Source organism: Dechloromonas sp. A34 (genome assembly GCF_026261605.1).
GTDB lineage: Bacteria > Pseudomonadota > Gammaproteobacteria > Burkholderiales > Rhodocyclaceae > Azonexus.
Map to the genome: position 1 here is coordinate 1,131,114 of NZ_CP102486.1, position 20,074 is coordinate 1,151,187.

Annotated in this window: 17 protein-coding genes and 2 pseudogenes; 6 read left to right on the forward strand and 13 right to left on the reverse strand. The window is 63.8% G+C overall.

Annotation, left to right across the window (positions count from 1 at the left end; genetic code table 11):
- Positions 1–75: 75 nt before the first annotated feature.
- The 3 genes from NQE15_RS05710 to NQE15_RS05720 form a co-directional block, all read right to left on the reverse strand.
- Positions 76–1,065, reverse strand: coding sequence for a WD40 repeat domain-containing protein (locus tag NQE15_RS05710; RefSeq protein ID WP_265947366.1), 990 nt, complete (start codon positions 1,063–1,065; stop codon positions 76–78).
- Positions 1,066–1,261: 196 nt separating this feature from the next.
- The gene (locus NQE15_RS05715) at positions 1,262–2,113 is read right to left on the reverse strand and encodes a putative RNA methyltransferase (protein ID WP_265947368.1); all 852 of its coding nucleotides are present in this window, start codon (positions 2,111–2,113) and stop codon (positions 1,262–1,264) included.
- Positions 2,114–2,141: 28 nt separating this feature from the next.
- Positions 2,142–2,765: a methyltransferase domain-containing protein gene (locus tag NQE15_RS05720; RefSeq protein ID WP_265947370.1), complete on the reverse strand. Its 624-nt coding sequence runs from the start codon at positions 2,763–2,765 to the stop codon at positions 2,142–2,144.
- 41 nt (positions 2,766–2,806) lie between these two features.
- On the opposite strand from NQE15_RS05720, the gene hemC reads away from it, so the two are divergent.
- The 5 genes from hemC to NQE15_RS05745 all read left to right on the forward strand — a co-directional run bounded on the left by hemC (position 2,807) and on the right by NQE15_RS05745 (position 7,037).
- Positions 2,807–3,742 (forward strand): hydroxymethylbilane synthase, encoded by a 936-nt coding sequence (gene hemC, locus NQE15_RS05725; RefSeq protein ID WP_265947372.1) that lies wholly within the window; start codon positions 2,807–2,809, stop codon positions 3,740–3,742.
- On the forward strand, positions 3,739–4,521 hold the full coding sequence (locus tag NQE15_RS05730; protein ID WP_265947374.1) for a uroporphyrinogen-III synthase: 783 nt from the start codon (positions 3,739–3,741) through the stop codon (positions 4,519–4,521). Before hemC ends, NQE15_RS05730 begins: the two co-directional genes overlap by 4 nt.
- A gap of 80 nt (positions 4,522–4,601) precedes the next feature.
- Positions 4,602–5,561, forward strand: coding sequence for a uroporphyrinogen-III C-methyltransferase (locus tag NQE15_RS05735; protein WP_265947377.1), 960 nt, complete (start codon positions 4,602–4,604; stop codon positions 5,559–5,561).
- A complete protein-coding gene (locus NQE15_RS05740; protein WP_265947378.1) occupies positions 5,558–6,742 on the forward strand; it encodes a heme biosynthesis protein HemY in 1,185 nt (394 codons plus the stop codon). The genes NQE15_RS05735 and NQE15_RS05740 overlap by 4 nt, the downstream gene beginning before the upstream one ends.
- 55 nt (positions 6,743–6,797) lie before the next feature.
- Positions 6,798–7,037, forward strand: coding sequence for a hypothetical protein (locus tag NQE15_RS05745; RefSeq protein WP_265947380.1), 240 nt, complete (start codon positions 6,798–6,800; stop codon positions 7,035–7,037).
- On the opposite strand, the gene hemF is transcribed toward NQE15_RS05745, so the two are convergent.
- The 10 genes and pseudogenes from hemF to NQE15_RS05795 form a co-directional block, all read right to left on the reverse strand.
- The gene (hemF, locus tag NQE15_RS05750; RefSeq protein ID WP_265947382.1) at positions 7,038–7,934 is read right to left on the reverse strand and encodes an oxygen-dependent coproporphyrinogen oxidase; all 897 of its coding nucleotides are present in this window, start codon (positions 7,932–7,934) and stop codon (positions 7,038–7,040) included.
- A gap of 104 nt (positions 7,935–8,038) precedes the next feature.
- Positions 8,039–9,315: pseudogene (gene purD / locus NQE15_RS05755) on the reverse strand (phosphoribosylamine--glycine ligase).
- Between the two features lie 97 nt (positions 9,316–9,412).
- A pseudogene (gene purH / locus NQE15_RS05760) lies at positions 9,413–11,004 on the reverse strand (bifunctional phosphoribosylaminoimidazolecarboxamide formyltransferase/IMP cyclohydrolase).
- A gap of 93 nt (positions 11,005–11,097) precedes the next feature.
- Positions 11,098–11,334 (reverse strand): Fis family transcriptional regulator, encoded by a 237-nt coding sequence (locus NQE15_RS05765; protein WP_226417293.1) that lies wholly within the window; start codon positions 11,332–11,334, stop codon positions 11,098–11,100.
- Positions 11,331–12,344, reverse strand: a complete 1,014-nt coding sequence (gene dusB / locus NQE15_RS05770; protein ID WP_265947389.1) for a tRNA dihydrouridine synthase DusB — start codon at positions 12,342–12,344, stop codon at positions 11,331–11,333. Before dusB ends, NQE15_RS05765 begins: the two co-directional genes overlap by 4 nt.
- 68 nt (positions 12,345–12,412) lie before the next feature.
- Positions 12,413–13,291 carry a 1,4-dihydroxy-2-naphthoate polyprenyltransferase gene (locus NQE15_RS05775; RefSeq protein ID WP_265947391.1) on the reverse strand — a complete coding sequence of 293 codons (879 nt, stop codon included), beginning with the start codon at positions 13,289–13,291 and terminating at the stop codon, positions 12,413–12,415.
- A complete protein-coding gene (locus NQE15_RS05780; RefSeq protein WP_265947393.1) occupies positions 13,288–14,433 on the reverse strand; it encodes an FAD-dependent monooxygenase in 1,146 nt (381 codons plus the stop codon). The genes NQE15_RS05775 and NQE15_RS05780 overlap by 4 nt, the downstream gene beginning before the upstream one ends.
- Positions 14,426–15,724, reverse strand: coding sequence for an aminopeptidase P N-terminal domain-containing protein (locus tag NQE15_RS05785; RefSeq protein ID WP_265947395.1), 1,299 nt, complete (start codon positions 15,722–15,724; stop codon positions 14,426–14,428). Before NQE15_RS05785 ends, NQE15_RS05780 begins: the two co-directional genes overlap by 8 nt.
- The gene (gene murU / locus NQE15_RS05790) at positions 15,721–16,407 is read right to left on the reverse strand and encodes an N-acetylmuramate alpha-1-phosphate uridylyltransferase MurU (protein ID WP_265947397.1); all 687 of its coding nucleotides are present in this window, start codon (positions 16,405–16,407) and stop codon (positions 15,721–15,723) included. The genes NQE15_RS05785 and murU overlap by 4 nt, the downstream gene beginning before the upstream one ends.
- 6 nt (positions 16,408–16,413) lie before the next feature.
- Positions 16,414–17,439, reverse strand: a complete 1,026-nt coding sequence (locus tag NQE15_RS05795; protein WP_265947399.1) for an aminoglycoside phosphotransferase family protein — start codon at positions 17,437–17,439, stop codon at positions 16,414–16,416.
- A 91-nt stretch (positions 17,440–17,530) separates the two neighbouring features.
- Between NQE15_RS05795 and NQE15_RS05800 the strand changes: the two genes are divergently transcribed.
- A complete protein-coding gene (locus tag NQE15_RS05800; protein WP_265947401.1) occupies positions 17,531–20,071 on the forward strand; it encodes an LPS-assembly protein LptD in 2,541 nt (846 codons plus the stop codon).
- Positions 20,072–20,074 lie beyond the last annotated feature (3 nt).

Genomic DNA, 20,074 nt, shown 5'->3' on the forward strand with positions numbered 1-20,074 from the left:
GGACATAGCCAGATTTGGAAAGTGGTCATTCAGGAACGCGCGAGGTCGCCTGCAACGAAGTGTCAGGGACCGGTCTCACTTCAATGAAGCGCGGTAAATAGTTCCATCCTTACCTCCAACAAAAACAGACGTACCGGTTCGAGATACCTCTAGCGATACGATTTCCGTTGGCACGGGCTGCTCCTTAATGAGTTTTCCCGTGCCTACGTCCCATGTAAGTAGTCGCTTGTCCTGTCCTCCGGATACAACTTGCTTTCCGTCTGGCGAGATCCGTATTGCTCTGATGTCCATGGTATGTCCGGTCATTCGCCTAAGTTCAAGGCCAGTACTAAGTTCCCACACCAGCAGCGTCTTTCGATCAATGCCATACGAAACCGCAAGGTTGTTGCTAATTGCCATAGCGAGTGGCCCGCCCTTGTAAGCTTTGCCTTGAATGATCGACAACTGCTTGCACGTTGATAAGTCCCACGTTCGGATGCTTTGATCCTGGCTTGCGGAGATGGCATTCTTTCCGTCATTGAAGAAGTTCACGGTCGTCAACGCGTACATGCGTTCATGCCCGTTCAATTGGCATATCGATTTTCCCGTAGCGCGATTCCACAGAATCAGTGCGCCGCCCTGTCCCGCAGAAAGAATGCGATCACCTCGCGGCGAGACTGAAACGACATTGACTCCCCAGGGATGTTCTACAAGCCTGCGTTCGCTATTTAACTCCCTCAAATTCCAAATCTCGACGGCTTTGTCTAAGCCACCAGAAACAGCAAATGCTCCGTCGGGAGCGAATTTCACATCAAAGGCCGCGTAGAGATTGGCAACGTGATGTGCGTTGAAGTGCGCCAGTTCCTTCTTGGATGGGACGTCCCAAAATCGAATTCCATCGCTATCGCTTGCGGATAGAGCCTTCGTTTCATCCGGCGAGAGCGCGATTGCCATAACCCAGGCTGTATGGCCACGCAAAACTGGGACTACATCGTCTGCCGCAAACAAGGATTGTGAAATAGCAACCAACGCCACAATTAGTAGCGATGTGCGGACGTTTACACCAAAGATTCGGATGGCGGCCATTTCAAGATTCCTAACGACGCTGTGGAAAAATCGTGTTCATACCGCCATCGTGCCTTAAACCATATGGAATAACAAACTAACCATTTGTCACGAATGGCAGCTATGGAGCGATTTCTTGAGTGCATGGAAATGGCCGGGTGTTGCCGGTCGCATTCTCCGTTTTGCCCCCCCTCCAGCGAATGCTGCCTTTCTGGAATCAGCGCTTGGCCTCCAGCCCAAAACGCGTCAGGCGCACGTCCACGGTGACCGACAGCGCGGTCAGTGCTGCCGCCTTGGCCCGGCCCTCGGCGCTGGCGCGGTAGAGGTGCGGGGTCATGGCCAGCAGGTCGGCGATCTGTTCCGCGCCGCTGAGGTCCAGCAGGTAGCGGACGGTTTCGGTGGCCAGGACCGTGAAGCCTTCTGGTGCTTGGGCCTCGATCGTGCGTTCCGGCTTCAGCGTGGGATAGATGATTTCGCGCAGTTCGCGCAGGTGGTCCGGTCCGGCATCGACTTGCAGCAGTTGGCCGTCCGCTTTCAGGACGCGGGCGAACTCGGCATAGACCGGGAAACCGAACATGCACAGGATGCGGTCGAGCGTGCCGGGCAGCACCGGCAGGTTGGCGTTGCTGCCGACGACCCAGTTGGGCCGCGGGTCCTGTTTCGCGGCGGATAGTACTGCCCACTTCGAAATGTCCAGGCCGAGCAGGGCCAGGGTTTGTCCGGCACCGGCTGCGGCGGCCAGCTGGCGCAGGTAGTAGCCTTCGCCACAGCCGGCGTCGAGGCAGCGGGGCGTAGCGCCGGGCGGCAGATCGACCAGTACGGCGCGGCTGACGGCGGCGGCAATCGGCTGGTAAGCGCCGGCATTGAGGAATCGCCGGCGGGCGGCGACCATTTCCTTGCTGTCGCCGGGATCGCGCGAGCGCTTTTGCTGCACCGGCAGCAAGTGGGTATAGCCTTGGCTGGCAATATCGAAACTATGGCCGGCGGCGCAGCGCCAAGTCGGGCCGTTGCGGTGCAGCGGCGCCCCGTCGAGCGGGCAGGCCAGGGCTTGAAAAGGAATGATGTTCATCGATGAGGCGGTTCGGATTAGGGGGCGTTCAGCGGCGTTGCCAGACCTGCCAGCGTTCGTGCCCGGCGAAGACCGGGATCGAGTCGCCGACTGCAATGTCTTCGAGACGCACGAAGTTCGGGGCCAGCAGTTCATCCAGTTGTTCCGGCAGGATGCCGAAGGGCGGGCCTTTGGGCTTGTCGCAAACGAAGAAGTAGCCGGCGAGCCGGGCGCCGGAGGGGAGCAGTTCGGCGATGCGCCGGCCCCAGTCGGCCCACAGCTTGCGCGGCAGGGCGCAGAGGAAGGCGCGCTCGTAGATCAGGGCGTAGGGGGTGGCGGGGTTAAAGGTGAAAAAGTCGGCGCAGACGAGGTCTACCTTGGCATCCCCCAGCACCGCGCGGGCGGTGGCGACGGCGGCCGGTGCGAAATCGAGGGCGGTGACCGGCCAGCCCCGTTCGGCCAGATGGCGGGCCTCCCAGGCGCTGCCGCAGCCGGGGATCAGGGTGTTGAAGGGGGCAGGTTGGGCGGCGATGAAAGCGGCAAAGGCCTCCGGCACTTTTCCCGCATCCCACGGCGTGACGCCTTCGGCAAAGCGCTTGCTCCAGAAGTCCGGGTGTTCTGGGCGCTGCTCGGGCGGCTTGATCTGGGTCGAAGAGGGCGACTGGTCGCTCATGCTAAGATTGCCCTCCTTGAAAACTCTGCTGTCTGCCGCTCATGTCCGCTCCGTCCAAGATCGTTATCGCCTCCCGCGAATCCCGCCTCGCCATGTGGCAGGCTGTTCATGTTCAAGGCCGACTGGCGAGTCTAAATCCGGGGGCGGAGGTTGTCATTCTCGGCATGACGACCAAAGGCGACCAGATCCTCGACCGCCCGCTCGCCGAAATCGGCGGCAAGGGTCTGTTCATCAAGGAACTGGAAGTCGCGATGCAGGAAGGCAAGGCCCACCTCGCCGTGCATTCGATGAAGGACGTGCCGATGGTGATGCCGGAAGGCTTCGTGCTGGCCGCCATCTCGGCCCGCGAAAATCCGCGCGACGCCTTCGTCTCGAACAAGTATGCCGGGCTCGACGACCTGCCGGCCGGGGCCGTGGTCGGTACTTCCAGCCTGCGCCGCGAATCCATCCTGCGCGCCAAGTATCCGCAACTGGTCATCAAGAGCCTGCGCGGCAATCTCGATACCCGCCTGAAGAAGCTCGATGCCGGCGAGTACGATGCGATCATCCTCGCTGCCGCCGGCCTGATCCGCCTCGGCCTGGAAAACCGCATCAAGGCGGTGCTCACCGCTGAACAGTCGCTGCCCGCTCCCGGCCAGGGCGCGCTCGGCATCGAACTGATCGATGGCGCGGCTGACATGGCCGACGTCGTTGCGCCCTTGAATGACCCGGAAACTGCCCACTGCGTCAAGGCCGAACGCGCCTTCTCGCGCGCCCTGGGCGGCAGCTGCCAGGTGCCGCTCGGCGGCTACGCGATCATCGACAACGGCCAGCTCTGGTTGCGCGGTTTCGTCGCCACCGCAGACGGCAAGGAAATGGTCAGCGCCGAACTGCGCGGCGACCCGGCCGACGACGAAGCGCTCGGCCGGCAACTGGCCGAACAACTACGCGCCCAAGGCGCCGACGCCATCCTGGAAAAGCTCGCCCACTGCAAATGAGCCAGACCGGCCCGCTTGCCGGCCGCACCATCGTCGTCACCCGGCCGCTGGCCCAGGCCGGGCCGCTGGCCCAGGCCATCGAAGCAGCCGGCGGCAAGCCGCTGATTTTCCCGCTGCTCGAGATTTTCCCGGCTTCGGACCCGCAGCCGCTGGCTGCGGCCGTCGACCGATTGGGCGACTATGCGCTGGCGGTCTTCATCAGTCCGAATGCGGTAGACCATGCATTGCCGGCCATTCTGGCGCGCGGAGCATGGCCGGCAAGTTTGCAGCCCGCCGCGGTCGGCCAGGGGACCGTGAAGGCGTTGTTGGCGCACGGCGTCGCCGGCTGCATCGCGCCGACCGAGCGCTTCGATTCGGAAACCCTGCTCGCCTTGCCGGCATTGGCAAAAGAAGCCGTCGTCGGCCAACGGGTCGCCATCTTTCGCGGCGACGGCGGGCGCGAGCTGCTGGCCGACACCTTGCGTGAGCGCGGGGCGACTGTGGATTGCATCACCTGCTACCGCCGCTCGGGCCCTTCCGATGGCGTGGCGCCCCTGCTGCGCGCCTGGCGCGCCGGGCAATTGGATGCCCTGACCGTTTCGAGCAGCGAAGGCCTGCGCCATCTGCTTGATCTGCTTGACGGCGAGGGGCGCGATTTCCTGCGCAAGACGCCGCTTTTCGTCCCCCATGCCCGGATTGCGGACAACGCAGCGGCATTGGGTTTGAGCAACATTATCCTGAGCGGGGCAGCCGACGCTGGCATCATGGCCGCCTTACTTGCTTATAATTGGCCGGCATGATGCCTGATAACGATAATTCCTCTCCCCCGATCGTGACCCCAACGCCTACTCCGACCAGCGCTGCCTGGCGAAATCCCTGGTTGTTCATTGCACTCGCCGCCCTCGTTTTGGCCGGCTGGCAATGGCTGGAAACCCGACAGCAACTGGCTGGCATGCAGGATCAGGTGGCTCGCCGCCTGGCCGCGGCCGAGGCCAGCGCCACGGAAGAACTCGGCGCCCGCAAACAGTTGCTGGCCCAGGTCGACGACCTGCAGGCCAAGCTCGGTGCGCTCGAAGGCAAGCTGGCCGAATTCCAGGGGCAGAGCGAATCGATGCAGGCTCTTTACCAGGATCTGACGCGCAGCCGCGAGGAAGCGATCCTGCTCGAAGTCGAGCAGGCCATTACGCTGGCCGGGCAACAACTGCAACTGGCGGGCAACGTGCCGGTCGCCGTGCTCGCCTTGCAGTCGGCCGATGCCCGGTTGGCCCGCCTCGACCGGCCGCAGTATCTGCCGCTGCGCAAGGCGCTGGCCAAGGATCTGGCCAGACTGAACGCGCTACCCTTCGTCGACGTGCCGGGCGTTAGCCTGCGTCTCGAACAGGTGGTGGCCGGCATCGACAAGCTGCCGCTGGCCGCCTACGATCGGCCGCTCGGCCAGGCCAAGCCGGCACCCGCCGGCGGAATGCTGCCCTGGTGGCAGCGCACTGGCGGCGAGATCTGGCAGGAAGTCAAAGGTCTGGTTCGCATTCAGCGCTTCGACCGCGAAGAGGCGGTCCTGCTGGCGCCCGGTCAGAATTTTTTCCTGCGAGAGAACCTCAAGCTGCGCCTGCTCAACGCCCGTCTGGCCCTGCTCTCGCGCGATCAATGGACTTTTCGCAACGAGTTGAAGGTCACCCAGGACTGGCTGCGCCGTCATTTCGTCGCCGATGACAAGCTTGTCCAGTCGGTCCAGACGACGCTGGGCCAGATGATGGCCACCGAGATCAACGTCGAGTTGCCTAACCTGAACGACAGCCAGATGGCGCTGCGCGCTGTCCGTAGCGTCAAGGAAAAGCGGTGAGGGGCCTGTTCTGGGTTCTGGCGCTGTTTGCGCTGGCGGTGGCCGTTGCCCTCGGGGCACGGCTCAACGACGGCTATGTGTTGCTGGTTTTTCCGCCTTGGCGTGCCGAGATTTCGCTGAATCTGTTCCTGCTCGCCCTAGCCGCGCTGTTCGTCACGCTTTATGTCCTGTTGCGTGGGCTGGCGCTGACTTTCGGTCTGCCGCAGCGCGTGCGCCAGTATCGCGCCGGACGGCAGCGCGAACAGGCCAGCCTGGTCTTTCAGGATGCCGTGCGCCTGCTCTTCGAGGGGCGCTTCGGCCAGGCCCTGAAGAAAGCGACCGAGGCCCATGCCGCCGGTACGGCGCCCGGGCTTTCTGCGCTGATCGCGGCGCGGGCCGCGCAGCGCATGCGCGAAGGGCAAAAGCAGCAGGGCTGGATGGCGCGCGCCAAGATCGACGATCCGCGGACCGAAGCGGCGACCCTGATGCTGGAAGCCGAAATGATGAACGAGGCGCGTCGTTTCGACGAGGCGCTGGCAGCGCTCGAAAAGCTGCAGGACAAGCAGGGTCGCCATATTGCCGCGCTGCGTCTGGAACTGCGGGCCCGTCAGGGCTTGGGTGACTGGGACGGTGTCTTGAAACTGGCACGCCAGTTGGCTAAGCGCGACGCCCTGCCGGGCGAGGTGATCGGCGAAATTCGAACTCAGGCCCACCTTGGGAACATTGCCAGGCGGACCTCCGATCAGGGCCAACTGACTTCCTATCTGCGCACCGTGCCGGAAGAAGAGCGCGGCCGGCGGGTTGTTCTCGCCGGGGTGCGAGCCTTGGTTGCGCAAGGCGCTGAGGCTGAGGCGCAGAAGTTGATCGAGGCGGTTCTCGATGCCGCGGACAATGGCGAGTGGCAACCCGAGCTGGTGGCCATCTATGGTCGCTTGAGCGGTGGCGCGCAGACGGCGCGTATCGCCAAGTGCGAAGCCTGGCTGCGCCGGCATCCCGACGATGCCCGTTTGCTCAAGGCACTGGGCCGGATGTGCCTGCGCCAGCGCCTGTGGGGCAAGGCGCAAAGCTACCTGGAAGCATCTCTGGCCGTCGAGCCGACGCCGGAAGCGCATCTTGAACTGGCGCGCCTGTGCGATCAGCTCGAGCGTCCGGAGGAGGCCAACAAACATTATCGGGCCAGTGCCTTGCTGGATATGCACTAGTGGCAGCCTTCGGGGTTGTGGCACCAGGCCTTGGCCAAAAGCAGCGGAGGGGAAAATGCTGACTATCGACATGCGCAAGATCTACAACTTCTATCCTGTCGAGCCGGCACCAGATCCCGCTGCGCTGCCGACCGGCGGCGATCTCTACTACGAATGCCTGGAATGCTCCGCTGTCGTCAATTCGGTGCCGCATATCAAGGCCGCCTGCATTTGCGGCAACCTGGCGGGCAGCGGCGGTAAGCTGACCGTGGGCAACCCGGCGCGGGTCCGGGTGGTCAGGGGTAAGCTGAAGTAATCAAACCCAGTCGGTCGGCTTGAGGAAAACCTCGTAAAGCTCGGCTTCCGGCGTGCCGGCTTCCGGCTGCCAGTCATAGCGCCATTTGACGATCGGCGGCAGCGACATCAGGATCGATTCGGTACGCCCGCCCGACTGCAGGCCGAACAGCGTGCCGCGATCCCAGACCAGATTGAATTCGACATAGCGCCCCCGGCGATAGGCCTGGAAGTCGCGTTCGCGTTCGCCGTAGGGTGTGTCGCGGTGTTTGGCGAGGAGCGGCAGGTAGGCCTGGGTGAAGGCATTGCCGACCGCCCGGGTCAGGCTGAAGCAGCGTTCGAAGCCGCCTTCGTTGAGATCGTCGAAAAAGATGCCGCCGACGCCGCGCGGTTCCTTGCGGTGCTTCAGGAAAAAATACTCGTCGCACCATTTCTTGTATTCGGCATGAACCCCGTCGCCGAACGGGCTTAGTGCATCCTTGCAGGTCTGATGGAAATGGATGACATCGTCGCGCTGGCCGTAATAGGGCGTCAGGTCCATGCCGCCGCCGAACCACCAGACATCCTCCTCGCCGGTCTTGCTGGCGACGAAGCAGCGGACATTCATGTGGGCGGTCGGGCAGTAGGGGTTGCGCGGATGCAGGACCAGCGAGACGCCCATTGCTTCCCAGGCGCGGCCGGCGAGTTGCGGGCGGACGGCGGTGGCCGAAACCGGCAGCGAGGTACCGGTGACGTGCGAGAAATTGACGCCGCCGCGCTCGAAGAAATCACCTTCCTCGATTAGTCGAGAAATGCCGCCGCCGCCTTCCGGGCGATCCCAGCTGTCGGTACGAAAGGGCTGGCCGTCGAAGGCTTCCAGCTCGGCGACGATGCGGCTTTGCAAGCCGGTGAAGAAATTCTTTAGGCGGGTGGTGTCCATGCAGTCTCCAGAAATGAAAAACGGGCGGCTCATCTACGAAAATGAGCCGCCCGTCTGAGTGGGGTGCGCCGAATTGGTTCAGCGGCTGATTGCGCGTTGGCCGCTCATCGTGCTATCGCACGATGTCCAATGTCCTTGCGGAACTGCATGCCTTCGAAGTGGAGCTGAACGGCCGATTCGTAGGCCAGTTTCTGGGCCAGTTTGACATTCTCGCCGAGCGCCGTGACGCAGAGCACGCGACCTCCGCTGGTCACCACCTTGCTGTCCAGCGTCGCCGTGCCGGCATGGAAGACGTGAGCATCTTCCCCGAAGCTGTTGCCGTTCGGCAGGCCGGTAATCAGGTCGCCCTTGCGTGGGGTGTCCGGGTAGTTGGCTGCAGCCAGCACGACGCCGAGTGCGACGCGGCGGTCCCATTCGGCCTCGACCTGATCGAGCGTGCCGTCGATGCCGTGTTCAAGCAGATCCACGAAATCAGATTTCAGACGCATCAGGATCGGCTGGGTTTCAGGGTCGCCCATGCGGCAGTTGAATTCCAGCGTCTTCAGCGAGCCGTCCTTGCCGATCATCAGGCCGGCGTAGAGAAAACCGGTGAAGGGAATGCCGTCGGCCGCCATGCCACGCACCGTCGGCAGGATGATTTCGCGCATGGCCTTGGCGTGCACTTCCGGGGTGACGCACGGGGCGGGGGAGTAGGCGCCCATGCCGCCGGTGTTCGGGCCCTGGTCGCCGTCGAAAATGCGCTTGTGGTCCTGGCTGGATGCCAGGGCGAGCACGTTCTTGCCGTCGACCATGACGATGAAGCTGGCCTCCTCGCCATCGAGGAAGTCCTCGATGACGACGCGGGCGCCAGCATCGCCGAGCTTGTTGCCGGACAGCATGTCGTCGATCGCGGCGTGGGCTTCCTCAAGATTCATCGCGACAACGACGCCTTTGCCGGCGGCCAGGCCGTCGGCCTTGATAACGATCGGCGCGCCTTGCCGGTCAATGTAAGCATGGGCTGCGGCGGTGTCCGAGAAGGTCTCGAAACCGGCGGTCGGGATGTTGTGGCGGGCCATGAAGCGCTTGGCGAAATCCTTCGAGGATTCGAGCTGGGCGGCTTCCTTCGTTGGGCCGAATATCTTCAGGCCGCGGGTCCGGAAGACATTGACCACGCCTGCCGCCAGCGGGGCCTCGGGCCGACCACGGTGAGGTGGATCTTGTTCTGCTCGGCGAAATCAGCCAGGGCTTCCGGATCGGTGAGGTTGATGTTTTCCAGCTCATGCTCGCGCGCCGTACCGGCGTTGCCGGGGGCGACGTATACCTTTTGCAGGCCGGGCGTCTTGGCCAGGCGCCAGGCCATGGCGTGCTCGCGGCCGCCGGAACCGATTACCAGTAGTTTCATGGTTGATCTTTTCTCGAAGAGTCTTGTTGCTGTTGCGCCATCGTCCCCGCATTGGCGGGAACGATGTATTTTGCTTGCTTAATGCAAAGCGATCAAATCAATGGCGGAAGTGGCGGGCGCCGGTGAAGACCATGGCCAGTCCGTGCTCGTCGGCGGCGGCGATGACTTCCTCGTCGCGCATCGATCCGCCCGGCTGGATGACGGCCTTGGCGCCGGCCGCGGCCAGCACATCGACGCCGTCGCGGAACGGGAAGAAGGCATCGGAAGCCACGACCGAGCCGTTCAGGTCAAGGCCGGCATGCTGTGCCTTAATGCTGGCGATCTTGGTCGAATCGACGCGGCTCATCTGGCCGGCGCCGACGCCGAGCGTCATGCCACCGCCGCAGAAGACGATGGCATTCGATTTCACGAACTTGGCGACGCGTTCGGCGAACAGCAGGTCTTCGATCTGCTGCGCAGTCGGCTGGACCTTGGTGACGATCTTCAGGCCGGATGCCTGCGCCGTGAAGTTGTCGGCCGTCTGGACCAGCAGGCCGCCACCGACGCGCTTGTATTCCAGCGTATTCAGCTCACGGGAAATCGGCACGATCAGGACGCGCAGGTTCTGCTTGGCGGCCAGCGCAGCCTTGGCTTCGGCAGTGAAGGCCGGGCGATCAGCACTTCGACGAAGTGCTTGCGCTCGCTCATGGCATTGACGACGTCGAGGCCGACTTCGCCGTTGAAGGCGATGATGCCGCCAAAGGCCGAGGTCGAGTCGGTCTTGAAAGCCTTTTCATAGGCGCCGAGCAGCGTGCCGTCGATGGCGACGCCGCAGGGGTTGGCGTGCTTGACGATGACGCAGGCCGGGACGTCGAAGGTCTTGACGCATTCCCAGGCGGCATCGGAGTCGCCGATGTTGTTGTAGGACAGTTCCTTGCCCTGCAACTGGGTATAAGCGGCGATGCTGCCAGCGACCGGGTTGGTGTCGCGGTAGAAGGCGGCGCTCTGGTGCGAGTTCTCACCGTAGCGCAGGGTTTCGACGCGGTCGAAGGCGAGTTGCAGCTTGGTCGGGAAGATGGCCGGGACCGGTGCGGCGTCGGCCGGCTTGGCTTCGGCACCCTCATCGAGGCCGGTCAGCCAGTTGGCGATCATGCTGTCGTAGCGGGCGGTGTGCGTGAAGGCCTTCTTGGCCAGACCGAAGCGGGTGGCCAGTTGCAGGGCGCCAGCGTTGGCCTGCATTTCAGCGAGCAGCGGGGCGTAGTCTTCCGGATCTGTGACGATGGCGACGCCGGCGTAGTTCTTGGCCGAGGAGCGGACCATGGCCGGACCGCCGATGTCGATATTCTCGATGGCGTCTTCCAGCGTAACGCCGGCCTTGGCGATGGTCGCGGCGAACGGGTAGAGGTTCACGCAGACGAGGTCGATGGTCGGGATGCCGTGGGCTTCGATGGTCGCCAAATGTTCCGGCAGGTCGCGGCGGGCAAGGATGCCGCCATGCACCTTCGGGTGCAGGGTCTTGACGCGGCCATCGAGCATTTCCGGGAAGCCGGTGTAGTCGCCGATTTCGGTGACGGTCAGGCCGGCATCGCGCAGCATCTTGGCGGTGCCGCCGGTGGACAGCAGCTTGACGCCCTGGGCGGCAAGGCCCTGAGCGAATTCAAGAACGCCGGTTTTGTCGGAAACGGAAATCAGTGCTTGCTTGATGGTCATGGTTTGGGTCGAGCTATTGGGAATTAGGTGTTGGCGACTTGGATCGAACGGTCAGGATCGGCGGCCGGAAACTGGCGGCGCGATCCGCGATCCTCAAAGCAACTGGTGTTCGGTCAGTTTCTTGCGCAGCGTATTGCGGTTGATGCCCAGCATGTCGGAAGCCAGCGTCTGGTTGCCGCCCGCCTTGGCGAGAACGACCTCCAGCATTGGCTTTTCGACGCTCTTGAGTACCATGTCATAGATTGCGCAGGGTTTTTCGCCATCGAGATCGCGAAAATATTGCTCGAGTGCCCCCAGCACGCAAGCGGAAATATCTTGTTGTTGGCTCATGCTGCCAACGCCTCCTCTATGTATTTTAAGTGTTGATGTTCTGCCGCCAGACGACAGAAGAAGTCGTTCACTGCCTGCATCTGTTGGTCGATGCTGGGCAGGGCGTTCATTTCCTTGCGAAATGCCGCCGAGCCAACCAGTCCTTTGGTGTACCAGGAAATGTGCTTGCGGGCGACCTTGAAACCCGTTTCCGGGCCGTAAAACGCATAGAGGTCCTCGAGATGCGCCAGCAGGATGCTGTGAATCTCGGTGACCTCGGCCGGCGGCAGATGCTCGCCGGTTTTCAGGTAGTGCTCGATTTCGCGGAACAGCCAGGGGCGGCCCTGGGCGGCGCGGCCGATCATGATGCCGTCGGCCCCGGTGACGTCGAGCACGTGTTTGGCTTTTTCCGGCGTCGTGATGTCGCCGTTGGCGATCACCGGAATCCGGATCAGCGTCTTGACCATGGCGATGGTGTCGTACTCGGCTTCGCCGGTGTATTGCTGGCAACGCGTCCGGCCGTGGATGGCAACAGCACGGATGCCGGCAGCCTCGGCGATGCGCGCGATGGTCGGCGCGTTGCGGTTGGCCAGATTCCAGCCGGTGCGGAATTTCAGGGTGACCGGGGTGTCGGGCACGGCACCGACGACGGCGTCGAGAATCTTGCCGACCAGTTCTTCGTCCTGCATCAGGGCGGAACCGGCCATCACGTTACAGACCTTCTTGGCCGGGCAGCCCATGTTGATATCGATGATCTGGGCGCCGTTGTCGACGTTGTGCTTGGCGGCCTCGGCCATCATCTTGGGGTCGGCGCCGGCGATCTGCACCGAGATCGGCGCGACTTCGCCCGTGTGATTGGCCCGGCGCAACGTCTTGGCGCTGCCGTAGAGCAGCGAATTGGAGGTGACCATCTCGGAAACCGCCAGGCCGGCGCCCAGCTTCTTGCACAGCTGGCGGAACGGACGATCGGTAACCCCGGCCATCGGCGCGACGAACAGATTGTTGCGAAGCTGGAAACCGGCGAAATCCATAGACGTAGACAGGGCTGGGCAAGACTGGGAAGCCGCGCATTTTACCCCAGTCGGCGCCTAAAAAATAGTCAAATCGTGAAGGCGAGAGAGAGCAGCAGGGCGAAGGCCAGTTGCAGGCCGGCGGTCGCGGCCAGGATGGCGTTGAAGACCCGGCCCGGCGGATTCTGCTGGAAGCGCCGGATCAGGCCGATGGCCAGCGGCAGCGCGAGAAGGGGCAGGGCGGCCGGCCAGCCGAGACGGCCGAGCAGCGGGAGCAGAAGGAAAGGTGCGAGAATTTCTGCACTATAGAACAGCCGGGTGGCCGGCCGGCCGAGGCGGACGGCCAGGGTGTTCTTGCCGTTGGCGGCATCGCCGTCGAGGTCGCGATAGTTGTTGACGGTGATCACGGCGGCGGCGTGGATGCCGACCAGCGTCGCGGCGATCAGCGCCGCCGGTCCGAAGCTCAGCGTTTGCAGGTAGTAGCTGCCGCCGACGGCGACCAGCCCGAAGAAGACAAAGACGAAGAGCTCGCCGAGCGGACCATAGGCGATTGGCTTCGGCCCGCCGGTATAGGCCCAGCCGGCAGCCAGCGAGGCGAGGCCGATGACGACGATCGGCCAGCCGCCATGGCGGACGAGATAGATGCCGCAGGCGAAGGCCAGCGCGAAGGCGAGCCAGGCACCGGCCCTGACCTGGCTGGCGCTGAGCCAGCCCTCCGCGGTGGCGCGCTGGGGGCCGAGGCGGCCGGGGGTATCGGTGCCGCGCAGGAAGTCGCCGACGTCGTTGAAGAGGTTGGTGCCGATCTGGATGAAGGCGGCGCCGAGCGCGGCGGCGAGTAGTGGCAACCACAACAGATGGCCGCTGTCGTGCCAGGCGGCGGCGGTGCCGACCAGCACCGGCGACAGCGAGACCGACAGGGTTTTCGGCCGGCAAGCGAGAAACCAGGCGCCCAGGCGTCCGGGTTTCACGGCCAAGCGCGGGCGCCCCAGATCATGCGCTTGGCGACAAAGTGACGGGCCGGCGGGCAAAGGTCGAGCGCCAGCAGGCCGAGGCCGCGGGCGATCTTCAGCGGTCCGAAGTCGTTCGAGAAGCTGCGGACGATGCCGTCGGTAAAGAAGGCGCTGCCCTGGCGGTCGAGGCGGCGGCTGGCGGCGTAGCGCTTCAGGCTGGCCGGGGCGATGCCATCGGCGAGCAGGGTTTCGGCCAGTTGCCAGGCGTCGCGGATGCCGAGGTTGAAGCCCTGGCCGGAAACCGGGTGCAGGGTCTGGGCGGTGTTGCCGATCCAGACTTCACGCCCTTTTGCCAGCGTCTCGCGCATGCGTAGCGCCAGCGGGAAGCGGCTGCGCGGGCCGGGCTTGGCGAAGCTCAGGCGCTGGCCGAACTGGGCCTGCAGGGCGGCGGTGAAGGCGGTGTCGTCGAGCACCATCACGGCGTCGGCCTTGGCCGGCGGCAGCGTGAACACGATCGAGTATTCGTCGCCGAGCGGCAGCAGGGCGAGCGGACCGTCGGGCGTGAAACGCTCCCAGGCGCGCCGGCCGTGGCCGGGCGTCGGCGTGATTTCGGCGATCACCGCGTGCTGCGCGTAATCGCTTACCTTGACGCCCGGATCGTCGCCCGGCGTGCCTTCGGCATGCACCAACAGTTTTGTTTCGATCCGGCGGGTTTGGCCGTCGTGACGCAGCGTGACCGTGACCTGATCGGCGGCCGGCGCGATGTCGAGAATCTCGATGCTGTCGCGCCGGGCATCGGCCGCCAGGCGGGCGGCCAGGGCAGCAGCGAGGTCGCGGTAGCGGACGACGTAGCCGAGGGCTGGCAGATCGTAGTCGGCGTGGTTGAGCACGGTGCGGCCGAAGCCGTCCTTCTGTGAGACATGAATGGTTTCGATCGGCGTTGCGGCGCGCGTCGGCCAGGCCTGGAGCTGTTCCAGCAACTGGCGGGCGCCGTAGGACAGGGCGAGGGCGCGCGGGTCGGCCTGCTGGGCGTCTGTCGAACGGCGGTCGAGCAGCAGCGATTGCTGCCGACCGGCAGCGAGCGCCAGGTGCAGCGTCATGCCGACCGGGCCGGCACCGAGAATCAAAACGTCGACCGGCTCGACCACCGGCTCAGTCATGACGCATTACTTCCTCGATCTCGGCGACGGTTTTGGGGGCCGTGGTGTAGACATGGCAGCCCTCCGCGGTGACCCGCACGTCGTCCTCGATGCGGATGCCGATGCCGGCCAGGGCGGGCGGGATGTCGTCGGCCGGGCGGATGTAGAGGCCGGGTTCGACGGTCAACGTCATGCCGGGGACCAGTTTCGCCCATTCGTCGCCGACCTTGTACTCGCCGGCATCGTGCACGTCGAGGCCGAGCCAGTGGCCGGTGCGGTGCATGTAGAAGCGCTTGTAGTCGCCCTTTGCGATCAGGTTGTCGCGGTCGCCGGCGAGCAGCTTGAGGTCGATCAGGCCCTGGGTCAGGACTTGCACCGCGGCATCGTGGCCTTCCATGAAGTGGCGGCCGGGAGCGGTGGCGGCGATGGCGGCGGTCTGGGCGGCCAGCACGATTTCGTAGACGTCCCGTTGCGCCGCATTGAAGCGGCCATTGACCGGGAAGGTCCGGGTGATGTCGGCGGCGTAGCCGGCGACTTCGCAGCCGGCGTCGATCAGGACCAGGGTGTGGTCGTTGAGCACCTTGTCGTTGGCGACGTAGTGCAGCACGCAGGCATTGGCGCCGCCGGCGACGATCGGCGTGTAGGCGTGGGCGTCGGCGCCGCGTTTGCGGAATTCGTAGCTCAGTTCGGCTTCCAGTTCGTACTCGGCGACGCCGGGGCGACAGGCGTGCATGGCGCGGGCGTGGCCGGCACTGGCAATGTCGGCGGAGCGTTGCTGGATGTCGGCCTCGGCGGCATCCTTGACCAGGCGCATGGCGTCGAGCTCAAAGCGCAGGTCGTGGATGGCGCGCGGCGCCCGCTTGCCGGCCCGGGTCTGGGTGCGGACTTCGTTCAGGGCCTTGGCGATCCGGGCGTCCCATTCGGCGTCGTGGCCGACGGCGTGCCACAGTGTGTCGCGGTCGACCAGGAATTCGGCCAGTTTCTTGTCGAGCTGCTCGATCGGGTAGGCGGCATCGAAGCCGAAAGCGGTCTTGGCGGCTTTCGGACCGTAGCGGTAGCCGTCCCAGATTTCCCGCTCTTCATGTTTTTCGCGGCAGAAGAGGATGGCTTTGGGTTTTTTGCCGCCGATCAGGACGACCACGGCTTCCGGTTCGGGGAAGCCAGTCAGGTACCAGAAGTAGCTGTCGAAGCGATAGAGGTGGTGGGCGTCGCGGTTGCGGATAACTTCCGGCGCCGTCGGTACGATGGCGACGCCGTCGCCGATGGTTTGCAGCAGGCGCCGGCGGCGGGCGATGAAGTGGGCGTGGCTCATGAATTCCTCAGTTCCTGGTCGCGCAGTTGTTGGTCCAACTCGGCCAGGCGTTGTGGTGTTCCTACGTCGACCCAGCGGCAGGCATGACGTTCCCCGGTCAGGGTGCCGGCGGCGATCGCGGCGTCGAGTAGGGGGCGGAGTTTCATCACGGTTCCCGGTGCGATGCCGGCAAAGAAGCTCGGCGAAAAGACGCCAATACCGGCGTAGGTCAGCGTTTGCCCACTGCTGGCGTAAGTGACGCGCTCGCCGTCCAGGCTGAAATCGCCGCCGGCATGGTGGGCCGGGTTTTCGACCATCACCAGATGGGCGATTTTCCCCTCCAACTGTCGGGCACGATTGAAATCCCAGTCGCAATAGATGTCGCCGTTGACCACCAGAAAGGGCTGGTCGCCGAGCAGCGGCAGCGCCGTGGCGATGCCGCCGGCGGTTTCCAGGGCGCCCGGCGGTTCGGGCGAGTAGGCGATGTGCAGGCCCCATGGCGAACCGTTGCCGAGGGTCGCTTCGATCTGCGCGCCGAGATGGGCGTGGTTGATGACCACGTCGCGGAAACCGGCCGCCGCCAGCCGTTCCAGATGCCAGGCGATCAGCGGCTTGCCGCCGGCCATGAGCAGCGGCTTGGGGGTGTGGTCGGTCAGCGGGCGCATGCGTTCGCCGCGGCCGGCGGCGAGAATCATCGCTTTCATCGGGAATTATTTGTGGCGATAACCGATTTGCTGGGTGTTGCCTTCCAGCGTGTCGAGCAGATTGAGCAGCGGCTTCAACTGGAGGTAGCGGGCGGCGGTCTTGCGGGCGTAGTTCATGAAACGCGGCAGGTCGTCGACGTACTTGTCCTTGCCATCGCGGTATTTCAGGCGGCAGAAGATGCCGAGCACCTTGAGATGGCGCTGCAGGCCCATCAATTCGTAGTCGCGCCAGAAATCGCCGAAGTCGGCGCGCACCGGCAGGCCGGCGGCGCGCGCCTTTTCCCAGTAGCGGACGACCCAGTCGATTTCCTGTTCCTCATCCCAGGAAATGAAGGCGTCGCGGAACAGCGAGACCACGTCGTAGGAAATCGGGCCGAGTACGGCGTCCTGGAAGTCGATGATGCCCGGCGTCAGGCGGGGTTCGTTTTCAACCACCATCAGGTTGCGCGGCATGAAGTCGCGGTGGGTGTACACCTTGGGTTGGGCCAGCGCGCTGTTGATCAGAAACTTGAAGGTTCGGTCGAGCATGGCTTTTTCGTCATCGCTCAACTGATAACCGAGGTGGCGGCCGACGAACCATTCCGGGAAGAGATCCAGTTCGCGGCGCAGCAGCGTGGCATCGTAGGGTGGCAGGGTGCTCGCCTTGGATGAAAGTTGCCACTTGACCAGGACGTCGAGCACCGGGCGAATCAGCAGATCGGCCAGGCTGAGGTCGGCGTTCAGGGCGTCGAGATAGCCGATGCGGCCGAGGTCGGTGAGGACCAGGAAGCCGTTGTCGAGATCCTGGTCGAGGATGCGCGGCGCCGCCAGATCGGCCTTGGCGAGCAGGCCGGCGACGTGAATGAAGGGTTTGCAGTCCTCTTTTTCTGGCGGCGCGTCCATCAGGATGCGCGTGCCGCCATCCGGCCAGGTCAGCCGAAAATAGCGGCGGAAGCTGGCATCGGCCGAGGCCGGTGTGATCCGGACGGACTGGCCGGGGAAGCGACTGGCAACCCAGTCGGTAACAAGTTGGTCGCGCGGCGTGGCTTGCATAAGCGGGCAGGGTTCGGTTCGTTGTAAAATGGCGCGATTTTAACACTCGGGCATCGGCCGTTCCGGTCCCCAACCTTCACTGATCGCCTTGATGCCCGGTTTTTCCCGCCGTCCGCTTGCCGTTTTCATCTGTTGCATGTTTGCCGGCATGCAGGCGAGCCATGCCGCTAGCGATTCGCTGCGTCTGGCGGCGCCGAATGGCGATGCCAACAATGCCCCGCTCGTTGATGTTCCTGCTGCAGCGGTTCTGCTGGCAGCTAACGATACGCCAGTCGACCTGCGGGTCGAGCGCAAATTCAATGTCCTCGGCAAGAAGCGGGTGCCGCTGGTGCCGGGTGTTGGCATCGAGCATCCCGTGGACTTGAAGAAGGACGACAACTACCCGATGTTCCTGGTCGCCGATTCGATCGAAGGTCGGGCTGGTGAAGTGACCGAGGCCGAAGGCAATGTCGAGCTGCGCAAGGCCGGCTCCTTGCTCTTTGCCGACAAGCTGACCTATCGGCTGCTCGAAGATGAGGTCGAGGCGACCGGCAATGTCCGGCTGTTGCAGGAAGGGACCGAGGTCGAGACCCCGCACCTGCGCATGAAACTCACCGAGCAGATCGGTTTTGCCGAACAGGCCGACTACCACATCGTCAAGGATGTGGCGAGCAAGTTCTACCGCCAGCACCAGACGGTGGTCACGGTGGCGAGCAGCAATGCCGTGTCGACTGGGGCGCCGATGATGCTCAATGTGCCGAACAGCTATGGCCTGCCGACCACTTCGCCACCGCGGCGGCCCTCGGAGGCGAGCGGTCATGCCGAGCGCACCGATTTCGAGGGTGAGAACCAGATCCAACTGACCGATGCGACCTACTCGACTTGCAAGCCGGGGCAGACCGACTGGTATCTGCGGGCCGCCGAAATGCATCTTGATTATGACCGGGAGGTCGCCGACGCCAGCCATGCCTCGCTGTGGTTCATGGGGGCGCCGATTTTTTATTCGCCGGTCGCTTCGTTTTCCCTGAACCGCCAACGCCATTCGGGTTTCCTGAATCCGTACTATTCCGTGTCGACGCGGAACGGCCTGGATTTCACCGTCCCTTATTACTGGGCCATCGCACCTAATTACGAGGCCACGCTGTATCCGCGTTACATGGCCAAGCGCGGCTTCCAGGTGGGGGGCGAAGTACAGTATCTCGATCATAATTTCCGCGGCACAACCCGCGCCGAGTACTTGCCGAATGACGAACTCTACGGCAGCCGGCGTTACGCCTATAACATCCAGCACCAGCACATTCTGGGGCGGGGAGCTTCGGCGGCGGTACTCTGGCAAGGGGTTTCCGACGACCTCTACTGGGAGGATATGTCGTCCCGCCTGCTGCAGACCTCGCAGACCCAGTTGCCGAAACAGCTGACCCTAGCCTACACGCCATTCTCCTGGTTGCAGACCAACATGCAGTTATTGCGCTATCAGACTCTGCAGCCCGATCCGGACAACCCGATCGCCCGCCCGTACTTTCTCGAGCCGCAAATCAATATCGTCGGCTACAAGCCAAACGTGCTGAAAACCGATCTCAGCCTGCTCGGCCAGTATTCGCGCTTTACGCACCCGGACAAAGTTTCGGGCGACCGCTTCGTCCTCTATCCGCAGGTCGCGTTGCCGATTGTGCACCCGGCCTTCCAGATCACCCCGAAGTTTGGCGTCCACATGACGCAGTACGGGCTCGAACAGCAAGCGGTCGGAGAACCGACCAGCATTTCCCGGACCCTGCCGGTCTTCACCCTCGATTCGACAGTGGTTTTCGAGCGCGAAAGCCGCTGGCTGGACTCCGACTATATCCAGACCCTGGAGCCGCGGCTTTACTATGTGAATATCCCCTACAAGGACCAGAGCAAGATACCGGTCTTCGATGCCGGTCTCTCCGACTTCAACTTTGCGCAGATCTTCGCCGAGAACCGCTACAGCGGCCTGGATCGCATCAACGACGCCAACCAGCTGACGGCCGCCGTGACGACGCGTTTCCTCGATGCCAATACCGGTGTCGAGCGCTTCAAGGCGATGCTCGGCCAGCGCTATTATTTCAAGCCGCAACGGGTGACCATTCCGGGAGAGACTGCCCGCAACGCCGATTTCTCCAATCTGGTTGCGGCGGTCAATGGCCTGGTCCTGCCCAAGACCTATGCCGACGCCGCTTGGGAATACAACTACAAAGACGGCGCCAGCGAGCGTTTCTCGGTCGGTGCCCGCTTTCAGCCCGAACTGGGCAAGGTGCTGAGCGCCAGCTACCGTTACACGCGCGACCCATTGACCAATCAGGGGACGGTGGACCAGATCGACATCGCCGGTCAGTGGCCGCTTTCGGCCAAGTGGTATGCTGTCGGCCGCTACAATTACTCGCTGCGCGATGCGCAATTGCTCGAAGCCATCGCTGGTGTCGAATACAACGCCGGGTGCTGGGCCTTGCGCGTGGTTGGCCAGCGCCTCGAGGCGCTTTCCGGGACACCCAACACCTCGGTCTTCGTCCAACTCGAACTCAACGATTTCGCCAGTATCGGCTCCAACCCGCTGGGCCTGCTCCGGCGCAGCATTCCGGGTTACGGCAAAACCAACGAACTGCCCGTCAGCGGCAGCCTGCTCACCACACCATGATCT